General features: G+C 60.7%; 13 protein-coding genes. 10 read left to right on the forward strand and 3 right to left on the reverse strand.

Annotation, left to right across the window (positions count from 1 at the left end):
• Positions 1–31 precede the first annotated feature (31 nt).
• The 5 genes from fixL to XI03_RS35810 all read left to right on the forward strand — a co-directional run bounded on the left by fixL (position 32) and on the right by XI03_RS35810 (position 4,564).
• Positions 32–1,549: a sensor protein FixL gene (gene fixL / locus XI03_RS35790; protein ID WP_271594718.1), complete on the forward strand. Its 1,518-nt coding sequence runs from the start codon at positions 32–34 to the stop codon at positions 1,547–1,549.
• Positions 1,550–1,552: 3 nt separating this feature from the next.
• Complete coding sequence (fixJ, locus tag XI03_RS35795) at positions 1,553–2,170, forward strand: response regulator FixJ (RefSeq protein WP_271594719.1); 618 nt, start codon at positions 1,553–1,555, stop codon at positions 2,168–2,170.
• A gap of 45 nt (positions 2,171–2,215) precedes the next feature.
• Positions 2,216–2,635 carry a response regulator transcription factor gene (locus XI03_RS35800; RefSeq protein ID WP_271594720.1) on the forward strand — a complete coding sequence of 140 codons (420 nt, stop codon included), beginning with the start codon at positions 2,216–2,218 and terminating at the stop codon, positions 2,633–2,635.
• A 102-nt stretch (positions 2,636–2,737) separates the two neighbouring features.
• A complete protein-coding gene (locus XI03_RS35805) occupies positions 2,738–3,442 on the forward strand; it encodes a helix-turn-helix domain-containing protein (protein WP_271594721.1) in 705 nt (234 codons plus the stop codon).
• 138 nt (positions 3,443–3,580) lie between these two features.
• The gene (locus XI03_RS35810; RefSeq protein ID WP_271594722.1) at positions 3,581–4,564 is read left to right on the forward strand and encodes a zinc-dependent alcohol dehydrogenase family protein; all 984 of its coding nucleotides are present in this window, start codon (positions 3,581–3,583) and stop codon (positions 4,562–4,564) included.
• A 447-nt stretch (positions 4,565–5,011) separates the two neighbouring features.
• Here XI03_RS35810 and XI03_RS35820 read toward each other — a convergent pair whose 3' ends face one another.
• On the reverse strand, positions 5,012–5,392 hold the full coding sequence (locus XI03_RS35820; protein WP_333936747.1) for a poly-beta-hydroxybutyrate polymerase N-terminal domain-containing protein: 381 nt from the start codon (positions 5,390–5,392) through the stop codon (positions 5,012–5,014).
• A 91-nt stretch (positions 5,393–5,483) separates the two neighbouring features.
• On the opposite strand from XI03_RS35820, the gene mgtA reads away from it, so the two are divergent.
• The 4 genes from mgtA (at position 5,484) to XI03_RS35840 (ending at position 9,912) form a co-directional block, all read left to right on the forward strand.
• Positions 5,484–8,027 (forward strand): magnesium-translocating P-type ATPase, encoded by a 2,544-nt coding sequence (gene mgtA, locus XI03_RS35825; RefSeq protein ID WP_271594724.1) that lies wholly within the window; start codon positions 5,484–5,486, stop codon positions 8,025–8,027.
• A gap of 90 nt (positions 8,028–8,117) precedes the next feature.
• Complete coding sequence (locus XI03_RS35830) at positions 8,118–8,951, forward strand: universal stress protein (protein ID WP_212454289.1); 834 nt, start codon at positions 8,118–8,120, stop codon at positions 8,949–8,951.
• A complete protein-coding gene (locus XI03_RS35835; RefSeq protein ID WP_271594725.1) occupies positions 8,951–9,301 on the forward strand; it encodes a c-type cytochrome in 351 nt (116 codons plus the stop codon). Before XI03_RS35830 ends, XI03_RS35835 begins: the two co-directional genes overlap by 1 nt.
• Positions 9,302–9,447: 146 nt before the next feature.
• Positions 9,448–9,912 carry a hypothetical protein gene (locus tag XI03_RS35840; RefSeq protein ID WP_271594726.1) on the forward strand — a complete coding sequence of 155 codons (465 nt, stop codon included), beginning with the start codon at positions 9,448–9,450 and terminating at the stop codon, positions 9,910–9,912.
• A 132-nt stretch (positions 9,913–10,044) separates the two neighbouring features.
• Here XI03_RS35840 and XI03_RS35845 read toward each other — a convergent pair whose 3' ends face one another.
• Complete coding sequence (locus XI03_RS35845) at positions 10,045–10,263, reverse strand: DUF6894 family protein (protein WP_271594727.1); 219 nt, start codon at positions 10,261–10,263, stop codon at positions 10,045–10,047.
• A 269-nt stretch (positions 10,264–10,532) separates the two neighbouring features.
• Here XI03_RS35845 and XI03_RS35850 point away from each other — a divergent pair, with 269 nt between their 5' ends.
• A complete protein-coding gene (locus XI03_RS35850; protein ID WP_271594728.1) occupies positions 10,533–11,057 on the forward strand; it encodes a hypothetical protein in 525 nt (174 codons plus the stop codon).
• Positions 11,058–11,643: 586 nt separating this feature from the next.
• On the opposite strand, the gene XI03_RS35855 is transcribed toward XI03_RS35850, so the two are convergent.
• Positions 11,644–12,393 carry a trypsin-like peptidase domain-containing protein gene (locus tag XI03_RS35855; RefSeq protein WP_271594729.1) on the reverse strand — a complete coding sequence of 250 codons (750 nt, stop codon included), beginning with the start codon at positions 12,391–12,393 and terminating at the stop codon, positions 11,644–11,646.
• Positions 12,394–12,443 lie beyond the last annotated feature (50 nt).

Raw genomic sequence — 12,443 nt, forward strand, 5'->3', positions numbered from 1 at the left:
CGACCGGCCGCGGCAGAGTGGGAGCAGTAGCTTGTCGCCGACCCGCGTAACGCATCCACAAGACGACGGTCGCGGCGAGCATTTCCGGGTCCGGATAGAGGGGTTCGGCGTCGGCACCTGGGATCTGGACCTTAAGACGCGCGATCTGGAGTGGTCAGACACCGCCAGGACGCTGCTCGGCATCGCACGGGACCAGGCGGCAAGCTATGAGCTCCTCCTGTCACGTCTCGCGCCCGCCGACCGCGAGCGCGTCGAGGGCGCGATCAAACGCGTCTCCGAGCACGGGGGCGGTCTCGACGTATCGTTCAAGGTCGCCGATGCCTCGGGCCGGGGACAATGGATCCGAGCACGAGCGGGACTGATCCGGGACGAGGCCGGCGCCGCCCGTCATCTCAGCGGCATCTTGCTCGACATCGACGAGGAGAAGCAGGTCGAGGAGGCGCTGCGCACCCGCGAGACTCACCTCCGCTCGATCCTCCACACCGTTCCCGATGCCATGATCGTCATCGACGGCCGGGGCATTATCCAGCTCTTCAGCACCGCCGCCGAACGCCTGTTCGGCTGGTCCGAGCTTGAGGCGATCGGCCAGAACGTCCGCATCCTGATGCCGGAGCCCGACCGCTCACGCCATGACGGTTACATTGCGCGCTACCGCACTACGCACGATCCGCACATCATCGGTATCGGCCGCATCGTGACTGGCAGGCGGCGTGACGGGACCACCTTTCCGATGCACTTGTCGATCGGCGAGATGCAGTCTGGCGGCGAGCCCTTCTTCACCGGCTTCGTCCGGGACCTCACCGAGCAACAGCAGACCCAGGCGCGGCTCCAGGAGCTGCAATCCGAGCTGGTTCACGTGTCGCGGCTAACCGCGATGGGCGAGATGGCCTCCGCGCTCGCGCACGAGCTGAACCAGCCTCTGGCGGCGATCAGCAACTACATGAAGGGGTCGCGGCGGCTGCTCGCCGGCAGCAGCGATCCGAACATGCCGAAGATCGAGAATGCGCTGGACCGCGCCGCCGAGCAGGCGCTGCGCGCCGGCCAGATCATCCGGCGCCTGCGGGACTTCGTCTCGCGCGGCGAATCCGAGAAGCGGGTTGAGAGTTTGTCCAAGCTGATCGAGGAGGCCGGCGCACTCGGGCTTGCCGGCGCGCGCGAGCAGAACGTGCAGCTCCGATTCACGCTCGATCCGGACGCAGATCTTGTGCTGGCCGACCGGGTGCAGGTCCAGCAGGTGCTGGTCAATCTGTTCCGCAACGCGCTGGAGGCGATGGCGCAGTCGTCGCATCGCGAGCTGGTTGTCACCAACACTGTCGTGGCTGACGACATGATCGAGGTGCAGGTCTCCGACACCGGCTCCGGCTTCCAGGATGACGTGATTCCAAACCTGTTCCAGACCTTCTTCACCACCAAAGAGACCGGCATGGGCGTGGGATTGTCGATCAGCCGCTCGATCATCGAGGCTCACGGCGGCCGCATGTGGGCCGAGTGCAATCCATCGGGCGGCGCAACATTCCGCTTCACCCTTCCGGCAGCCGACGAGGCCTGACCCATGACCGCCAAGGGAATTGTCTACGTTATCGATGATGACGAGGCGATGCGGGACTCGCTGCACTTCCTGCTTGATTCCTCAGGCTACAAGGTGACCTTGTTCGACACCGCGCAAGCCTTCCTCGATGTGCTACCCGGCCTCGCCTTCGGCTGCGTCGTTTCCGACGTGCGCATGCCCGGGCTCGACGGGATCGAGCTGTTGAAGCGGATGAAGGCGCAGCACAGCCCGTTTCCGATCCTAATCATGACCGGTCACGGCGACGTGCCGCTTGCCGTCGAGGCGATGAAGCTCGGGGCGGTCGACTTCGTCGAGAAGCCGTTCGAAGACGATCCCCTCACCGCCATGATCGAATCGGCGCTTCGCCAGGCAGCGCCGGCAGCCAAGAACGAAGCGATCGCGCAAGACATCGCCGCGCGTGTTGCCTCCCTGAGTCCCCGCGAACGCCAGATTATGCAAGGTCTGGTCGCCGGCCTCTCAAATAAGCTGATCGCCCGCGACTACGACATCAGCCCACGCACGATCGAAGTATATCGGGCCAACGTGATGACCAAGATGCAGGCGAACAGCCTGTCGGAATTGGTGCGGCTGGCGATGCGCGCCGGTCTGCTCAACGATTGAGCCACGTCAAGGCCCTTCTTCACATCCTCTGCTAGTCAAGACGACATGATTGAGATCAGCTCGCACAATGAGCGGCTGTCGCCCCCTGCAAAATCTACCGTCTTTGTGGTCGATGACGATGCCGCAGTTCTGGGATCCTTGCGGTTCTTGCTGGAAACCGAAGGCTTTGCCGTGCGGACCTTTCGGAGTGCAACGGCGCTCCTGAATGCTGGCGATATGCCCAGTGCAGATTGTTACGTGATCGACTACAAGATGCCTGACATCAACGGCATCGAACTCGCCGGCCGGTTGCGCAAGTTTGATCGCGATGTGCCCGTGATCCTAATCACCGGCTATCCGGACAGGAGCATCTCGACCCGGGCCGCGGCAGCCGGGGTGAAAGACGTGGTTTTAAAGCCCCTTCTTCTCGATAAAAACCTGGTCAAATGTATCCGCCGGGCCATCCAGGACCGGCGCGGACACTGACCTGCGGGATTCTACGTAGGTAGGCCCCCTTAAGATATCGCTCGAACTTTCGCGACGCTCAATCCCGCGTAAGCATTGGTCATCACAACGGAGATGGCTCAGATGCTCACCCAGTTACTCAACACCAAGGCGATCAACACTCCGATCAGCGGCAGCAAGGTTGCCGTTTCCATCGATCCGGTCGCCGATCGGCTCGGTGCGATCACCGGCCATGCCGGCCTCGTCGCCACGGAATTCTCGTACCGCAAGGACGAGGAGATTTACGGCGAGGATGAGCCGGCCGAATATGTCTACCAGGTCGTCACCGGCGCGGTGCGCAGCTACAAGCTTCTTTCCGACGGCCGCCGCCAGATCGGCGCCTTTCACCTTCCCGGCGACGTGTTCGGTCTGGAATCCGGTGCCAGTCACCGGCTCGCCGCCGAGGCCATCATCGACACCACGGTGCGCCTGGTGAAGCGTGCGAGCCTTGAGAAGGCCTCCGGCACCGACGTCCAGGTCGCCCGCAAGCTTTGGACCATGACCGCCTCGGAGCTGCGCCACGCCGAAAATCACATGCTGCTTCTCGGACGTAAGACTGCGATGGAGCGCGTTGCTACCTTCCTGCTCGAAATGGACCGCCGCCTCGCCGTCGCGGGCATGATGGCGCTGCCGATGTGCCGTCGCGACATCGGCGACTATCTCGGCCTCACGCTCGAGACCGTGTCGCGCGCGCTGTCTCAGCTTCAGGCCCAGGGCATTCTCGGTTTCTCTGGCGCTCGCCAGATTGTGCTGCGCAACCGCCAGCGCCTGCACAATCTCGACGCCTGATTGTCCTCCTAGTATCTGGGCCACCTTCGAGAACTCCGGGAAGTCGCATGTTGCGCCGGCGTAGCGAACGGCGAACACTGACTTTAGATCCGACGGGACAAGACCCGGACGATGCACTTCGAGCCGCGGGAATGCGACATGTACGCGATGGTTCTCTCCGCACGCGGCGCGCCGTTGACATTCCAGCAACGAGCCGACCCGATCCCCGGCCCCGGCGAGGTCCGCGTCAAGGTCAGCGCATGCGGCGTGTGCCGGACTGACCTGCACGTGATGGATGGCGAGCTACCCGACATTTCCTATCCGATTATCCCGGGCCATGAAGTCGTGGGACGCATCGATGCTCTTGGCCCGGGCGTCAATGAGTTGGAGTTGGGCATGCGCGTAGGCGTTCCATGGCTCGGTTTCACTTGTGGCGAGTGCTTTTACTGCCGCACCGGCAAGGAAAATCTGTGCGATCGTCCCGAATTCACCGGCTACACGCGCGACGGCGGCTTTGCCAGCCACATCGTCGCCGGCGCCCGATATTGCTTTCCGCTCGGCGAGCATGGCGAGGACGCAGCTCTTTCACCCCTGCTCTGCGCCGGGCTGATCGGCTGGCGATCCCTGGTGATGGCCGGCGATGGCAAAACGCTCGGCATTTATGGCTTTGGCGCGGCCGGCCATATCGTGGCACAGGTGGCCCGCGCAGAGGGACGGCACGTTTACGCCTTCACCCGCGGCGGCGACCAGGAAGCACGGCAACTTGCGCTCTCGCTCGGCGCAGATTGGGCCGGCGCTTCAGAGGACATTCCGCCGACGGAACTCGACGCCGCCATCATCTATGCGCCGGTCGGAGCGCTGGTGCCGCTCGCCCTGCGCTCGGTGCGCAAAGGCGGTCGCGTTGTGTGCGCCGGCATTCACATGTCTGACATTCCAGGCTTTCCTTATCATATTCTTTGGGGTGAACGGCAAATCGTATCGGTTGCAAACCTCACGCGAAAGGACGGCATCGATTTTCTCGCCGCCGCCGCAAAGATCAATATCCAGACACACACGACGGTATTCCCGCTCGTCGAGGCCAATGAAGCGCTCGCCTGTCTGAGGGAAGGCAAGCTGACTGGCGCAGCGGTTTTGCGGCCGTGACTGCCGCGTCTACTGCTCGAGCACGTAAGAGCCCGGCGCCTCATCCAAGGGCGCGCTCTTCTGCCCCGAATCTGCAGCCAAGGAGGTCGGAACAGGCTGACCGGAATGTGCGGCGAGAAATCGCGTCCATTCCGTCCACCATGACCCCTCGTGGGACGGTGCACACTTGATCCATTCGTCCGGGCCGAGATAGTCATCATGAGCCTTCTTTGTACGCACCTGATAGCTGTGCCCCTCTTCGCCTGGCGGCGCGACAATGCCGGCATTGTGTCCGCCACTCGTCAGAACGTAGGTGATGTCTGCATCGGCAAGGAAGTTGATATTGTATGTCGACTTCCACGGCGCGACGTGGTCGGCAACGTGCCGACGGCAAACATCGGCATGTGCATTCGGACTATTTGCGGCGCCTGTTCCTCAACAATGATGTCGCCGAGGGGCGCTATCAGGTCAATGGCAGGCCGGTCTCGCTCGCGGATCTGCCGCATGCCTCGGCACCATCGCATCGACAAGATCAAACCCATTCTGGATCGCCCGTTCGGCAAGACTGGCCTGCTTACCGGGTGAGGCCAGAAGGTGCAGTTGCCAGTCGGCAAAAGCCAGGGCCAGCGCTGCCGGCGAGATACCGCCGGTCAACCGCGCCAGCGCCGCGTGGAAGGATCGATCGATGTCATCGACGGCTGCATCGGAGCCGGACGGCTGTGCTGTCGCCTTTGCCTCAATAGGCGTGGGCTGGACGGGGATCCCATCAGAATTCGAAGCAATGGGAATACGGCCGACGGATGCTGGAAGCGACATGGTGAACCTCTTTGGCGCCAGCAACCTAACCATGTCGTCCGACAGCGATTGAGCTGCATCAACTCGGAAGTTGAACTGCCTCCTACCTTCCTGCTCTGTGACCTATAGCTCGGCGAGCCCGTCTATGATCGAACAGCCTAGCGCGGACAAAGCTTTGGCCGCTGCCGAGTTCTGGCAAACATCAAAGGACGCCCTCTACCGCGCGCTCGGCTCCGGTCCGAACGGGCTATCGCAGGTCGAAGCGGACCGGCGCCTGGCGATGTTCGGAGCAAACCACGCTGACGCCTCTCAAAGCCGATCGGTCCTGCGCAAGCTTGGGCAACGCATTTGGAACCCGTTGATTGCGATGCTCCTGGCGGCTGCCCTCGTATCCGGATTAAGCGGCGACGTTGGCAGTTTTGTAATTATCGCAACCGTGCTGTCTCTGTCCATCACACTGGACATTGTTCAGGAACATCGCGCCGAGCTAACGGCCGAAGCGTTGCGCGAATCGGTGGCCATTCGGGCTGACGCCGTCCGCGATGGCAAGGACGTTACGGTACCGGTGACGGCGCTCGTCCCCGGAGACATCGTGAAGCTCCGTGTCGGCGACCTCATACCCGCCGATGGCATCGTCCTTGATGCCCAGGAATTGCAGATCAATGAGGCCTTGATGACGGGTGAGCCGTTTCCTGCCTTCAAAACGGACGCTCCCTGCTCCGCGGCATCGCCGGCGGAGGCGACGAATGCCCTGTTCGCCGGAACTAGTACTGTCGGCGGAAGCGGCAGGATGTTGGTGGTGAAAACCGGAGGCCAGACCCGGTTTGGCGCGATCGCTGCGGCACTGGCTGCCAATGCTCCGCCAACGGCTCTCGAGCAGGGTGTGCATAAGCTTGGACTCCTGATCCTTCGGCTTACGCTCTTTCTGACCCTCTTTGTGTTGTTGGCTCATCTCGTCGCGCAACGCGCCGCGCTGGAGTCCTTCCTGTTCGCAATCGCACTGGCCGTCGGACTAACGCCTGAGCTGCTGCCCATGGTGATGACGGTGACGCTCGCCCGCGGCGCGCTACGCATGGCGGACCGAAAAGTTATCGTCAAGCGACTGTCCGCAATCCATGATCTGGGTGCCATGGACACGCTTTGCGTGGACAAGACCGGCACGCTGACGGAAGCCAAAATCACGCTCGAAGCGAATGTCGATCCGAAGGGGCGACCTAACGATCGCGTTCTGAGCCTCGCGTACCTCAACAGCACCTTCCAGGCCGGCGTCAGAAGCCCCCTCGATGATGCAATACTCTCCGCGCGTAACGGCGCCATAGATGGCTGGGTTCGACTCTCGGAAGTGCCGTTCGACTTCGAGCGAAGGTGCCTGTCGGTACTGGTGGCACAGAACGACGAACACATCTTGATCGCAAAAGGCGCTCCGGAATCCATCCTGGCCCGCTGCGTCGCCGTGGACATCGATGGTCTGGCCCATCCGCTCGACGCCGCTTGGCAGCAAAAAATGAGGGACATCCAGGATCAATATGCCCGCGACGGTCTTCGGCTTCTTGCCGTCGCCGTCAGATCAATCCCGCCCGGGCAGCAGACGATTGCTGTTGGCGACGAGGCGGATCTGACCATGATTGGCTTCTGTGTATTCGCTGATCCACCGAAGCAGGATGCGGCCTCAGCCATTGAAGCCCTTACCTCGCTAGGCATAACAGCGAAAATTCTCTCGGGCGACCACGGCGCAGTAGTCTCTCACGTCGCTCGATCGGTCGGTCTTCAGTCGGATCGTATCATGACCGGAGCTGAGATCTCCGGGCTCACAGATGCAGCGCTGGTGGCCCGGGTCGACCATATTGATCTGTTTGCCCGCATCGATCCTGATCAGAAGCGACGGATCATTGCCGCACTCCGCCATCGCCATCACGTGGTCGGTTTCATGGGGGACGGCGTCAACGATGCCCCGGCCATCCACGCGGCCCATGTCGGCATATCCGTCACGGGCGCGACCGAAGTCGCCCGCGCAGCCGCCGACTTGATCCTGCTGGCTCCCGATCTTTCAGTGCTTGCGGCCGGTGTGCGCGAAGGCCGCAGAACATTTGCCAACATACTGAAGTATGTGCGAATGGGAACGAGCTCTAACTTCGGCAACATGCTTTCCATGGCCTTGGCCTCGATCGTTCTTCCGTTCCTGCCATTGCTGCCGCTGCAGATCCTGCTGAACAACCTAATCTACGACCTCTCCGAAATCGGCATCCCTTTCGATGAAGTCGACCGCGAAGACCTTGCGCAACCGGAAGCCTGGAACATGGCAAGCATCTTTCGTTTCACGATCATCATGGGAATTGTTTCTTCCCTGTTTGACGTGATTACCTTCGCCGTTCTTCTGAAGCTATTCGAAGCGAATGCGGCGCAGTTCCAGACCGGGTGGTTCGTGGAATCAATATCGACGCAGATCCTGGTGATTTTCATAATCAGGTCTCGCCGGATGCCGTGGCGCGCAAACCATCCCCATATTATCCTGATCGCTACGTCTCTGGGCGCTCTCGCTGCCGGCCTGGCCCTTGCGCTCGGACCATGGGGAAGACTGTTCGGCTTTACCCCACCTTCCGCGGCACTGCTGGCGACGATCAGCGCTATCGCGGCTGCTTATCTCTTCTCTGCGGAGATGGCCAAGCGCCTAGCGGTTTCGAGTCCGTAACGCGCGCTGTCTGCCGCTTTGACGTGCGTCAAGACTCCCAATGGCGACATGTGCTGCTCTTTGGCGGCAAGATCGGAGCGGGAGGCACGCATGTTCAAAGATCTACTGGTGCATATTCCAACAGAGCGGTCACCGCGACCCGCCATTGACGCGTCCGTTTCCCTGGCGATGAGTGCTGGCGCGCATCTGGATGCACTTGCAACAGGATATGCCTCCACGAACGTGCCGTTTGTTGCGGAAGGCGGTGCAGCCATCGCAGCGTCTTTGCAATTCGAGTATGAACATGCGCTGGAACGTGCCCAAGCAGCACTGCGCATTTTCGAGGTTGAGGCGAAGAACGCTCGGATCAACTACGGAAAATACGCACTGAGCGAGACTATCGCCGAGGCCGTTTCGAAAGCTGGGGCAGCGGCGCGCCTCTATGATCTGACGATCGTGTCACAAGGCGATCCGGATTGCGATACCTTCGACAACCAGCTTCCGAAGGAGCTCCTCTTGCAGTCGGGTGGGCCCCTACTGTTCATTCCCTATACTTTCCGGGGCACGCTCAAGGCGGCACGCGTCGGCATCTGCTGGGACGGCAGTCGCCTTGCCGCCCGCGCCTTACGGGACGCAATGCCATTTATCACCGAGGCAGACGCTCTGACGACCATCACCCTCAATGCGTCCGAGGTACCGTCCGACGCATCGCCCGAACGGCTTCTGACACACCTCGCGCGGAAGGGCTTGCCGGCAAAGGCCGTTTCGCTTCAATCCGACCGTGGCGATCTGCAAGCGAGCATCCTGTCGATCGCTGCGGATGAAAGCCTCGACCTGCTGGTCATGGGCGGTTACGGCCATTCTCGACTTCAGGAAACGGTGTTCGGCGGCGTCACGCAGGAGATGTTCCGCAGTATGACTGTTCCTGTCATGATGTCGCACTGATGGACCACGATGTGAGGGTGTTTCTCGGAGCTGAGCAAGCCATTGCTGGCGTCTTCTTCGCTGCAGTTCTGATTTTCTTCTCAAGCCCAACTGCGGCTTCAAGCGTCGAGCAAGGCCGGCGTCTTGCGCTGCTGTATTGTGCCAGGTGCCACTCAACCGACAAGGTCAGTCCCAGCCCGCTCAAGATCGCTCCCCCGTTCAGGACGTTACACGAACGATATCCAGTCGAGATGCTGCAAGAGGCCCTGGCCGAAGGCATCGTCACCGGACATCCAGCGATGCCGGAATTTCGTTTTGACGCCGACCAGGTCGGCGACTTCATCGCCTTCCTGAAGACGTTGGAGCAATGAGGGCTCGCGCACGCCACAGCGGCCTGATCGGAGTTGGCTCAGCATCTCCGGCCCTGCTTGGTGGAGCCTTCGGCGCGTGCTTCGCGAGCCATATCAAGGAAACGAGATTTCTGGAGACCAGTCAAATGACTCTACGGAATTCGTGCTTGGCTCTTGCGATCTTGGCAAGCGTGGGCACATCCGCCACGGCCCAATCGGACTTCGAACCTTCCCCAACTGTCAGACAGTATGCGCCCCGCCTGGTCGAAGTCATGAACGCGGCCCAGCTTCAGCATCTGAAACTGTGGTTCGCGGGCAAGTCGAAGAACTGGGAACTTGCTGCGTTCGAATTGCGCCAGTTGACGGATAGTCTGGCCCAAGCTGCCGTGTTCTACCCCGGCATTCCCGTAAGCAACGTAACCACGATGAAGGATCCGCTGCTTTCAATCGCAGATGCTATCGACGCTGGGGATGGTCGCATGTTCACCGCCTCCATGCGCGCCTTGACCGACGGCTGCAATGCCTGCCACACCTCGCTGGAACGCAGCTTTATCGCGATAGGCCTGCCGACCGACCAGCCGCCGCCCGCCAATCAGATATTCGCGCCGACCGGAAAGGCCCCGAAGAAATGACGAGTTGACACAGACTGGACACCACAAACATTGGCCTCGTGGGCCGGATTTCGCCTGCTGAGATGTTGTTCACTGCAGCAGCGTCCGGAAAAGACAGTCACACTGACAACACCGGCGTGAACACGAGATTGATCAATCTTCCTTCGGATAGACTTGCTCACGGTGAACTTCACGGCCGTTCTCGTCAATAACGACGATCCGTAGTTCCGGATGGCCTTTCAGCTTTTCCCTGCGCACCTTATCCGCAAGGCTCTTGCTGTGCGCAATGGCAGCGCCATCACTCACGAACTCCAGGCCGGATTTGTCCCGGACCGGCACTCCGTCCTTTATGTCGAAATAGTAGGTGCGCATCGGCTCATTCCCGCGCGGTCCGCCCATTCGAGACGGTTTCATTGGCCCTGAACGAAGGGAGCCGCCGAGTCCCGGGGGCGGATCTCGGCGGCAACTTGGGGACGTAACCTTGGGTCGAGTTACGCAAGAGCAAAACTAGCAGCCTCGTTCAGCACGGACTTGATCCTGATCAAGCACTGCCCTGCCGAGCCACTCATTGGCACTGATTGATCGGCATCAAGATCGTTTCCAGACGACGTCCTATGCTGAGAGAAACAGGAGGCATCGCCATGATCGGAATTACGTTGACCGCAGATCAGATTTGCAATGCGCCGACTGAGGTGCGACGATGGATTGAACATGAGGTCATTGCCGGCCTCCGCATGGCGCCACGAGATGCCGCTTCGTCGCCTCCACGTTCCACCCATCCAGCTGTCTGCAGTGAGGACGAAATCGCGGCGATATTCGGCCAATTGCGGGGAATGCCTGTCGCGCTCAGCGTCCTATTCGAGTTCAGGCAGCCTGGCATCGCCTTCGGAAACCCACCCCTCAAGAGCTTCCGGCTGATGGATATCCTGCACAACGCGAAGCTAGAGAGCATTGAGCAGGTGATGACCGGCCTCGATGCCATCAACGCCGCCCTTGCTGAACTGCATGGTGATCCAGGCGCTCGCTTTTGTGACTTCGACAACGAAGGTCACTGTTTCCTGGCGATCGAAACGCAAGCGAACGTCGCAAAGCTGTGGCACGACATCGTTGTTCGGCAGGAGGCGCCAACGAACCGTCGGGAACCGCTGCTGCGCACCGCGGGCTGAACTTGAGCTGCTCCGAACTCGGCTCAGGGGCCGATTTACGCGCAATCATGCGGCGACCGGCTCCCTCTCCTTGCTGGACATGCCGCGCAGCGGAGCAAGCTGGTCCGACGTTACCGTTTCATTTGCGATGAGCAGTTCGACACCGGCTTCGAGTTCGGTGCGTCGTCGTAGTAGGATGTCCCGGGCGCAACGATCGCCCTCCTCGATTCTGCTTCATTGATACCTACTCCGACTATTATGTGGAGTCCCGGAAGATATGAAGGCGGCGGGCTGAGCATCCGCAGATCGGAGCAATCATGCTTGGATGGATCGTCCGCATAATATTTGTCATAGCAGCGCCGATCACGGCGCTGTTCGCTGCGCGCGACGCGTTGAACTTCGGCTTGATTTAGACCATTGTTGCGATGCTTCTCGTCACAGCCCTGGTCAGGTTGATCGCCACCTATTCCGGACGCAAACGCGCTCTTCACTGAATGCATTGGCTTCAGGGTAGACTTCGGCGCGATTGCGACGGGCCTGAGAACGAGGACAGCAGCAACTCTGCGACGTGACGGCTCTCGCGATGATGCCGAGAAACACTCACTTCCTATTGGGCAGCGATAAAGAGCCTCTCGATCGCTTCCACCGGTGCCGCAAAAGCAAAGCCGTCTCTTCGCGCGACGATCACTCCGATCAGCCTGCCCTGTCGATTCACCAACGCGCCTCCCAAGCCCCCTTGGTCGACGAGTACATCTGATTGGATCAGATCGCTTTTGGCGATACCTGGACACGACCGATGTAACGCTGAAACGATCCCTGATGTCACGCTCTGCCCCCAATTCTGGGGATTCCCAATGGCCAAGACCGGCTCTCCCACCTCAAGTGCGCCGGGTTTCTCCAGAGGCAGCGCGTGAAGGTCATCGGCTTCTATCCGGAGTAGAGCAACGTCATCTCGCTCGGATCGGATCAGCACGGCTGCTCTCAGCGCTCGCCCATCCTGGAGCAACGCTTTAACGACCGTCGCGTTTGCAACCAGGTGATTTGCGGTGACGATCAGGCCCGCCAAGGCATCCACGATAACGCCCGCTCCCTGCCATTCTCGAAGCGAGGGAGGATCCGGAAATCCAGCTTCCCTATCGAATATGCGCGACTCTGGTGGCACGCCCCAGCCGCGTATCCCTACCACAGCCGGAGAGATGCGTTTTACGAGGGGAGCAAGACTTGTCGTCGAGGACGTCTCGCCTTGCTCTCTGTAGAGATCGTCGCCCCAACAGGGCCCGGATCCGACGACAAACGCCAGACCCCACACGGAGAGGCTTATCCACCCTAGATATCGGCAAAACGAGCTGCGTGACATAGGACACCACCCAGGTGATCAGAGGAACGTCGCCTGAAGAGCCTACCGAC

Source organism: Bradyrhizobium sp. CCBAU 65884 (genome assembly GCF_028128835.1).
Classification (GTDB): Bacteria; Pseudomonadota; Alphaproteobacteria; order Rhizobiales; family Xanthobacteraceae; genus Bradyrhizobium; species Bradyrhizobium ottawaense.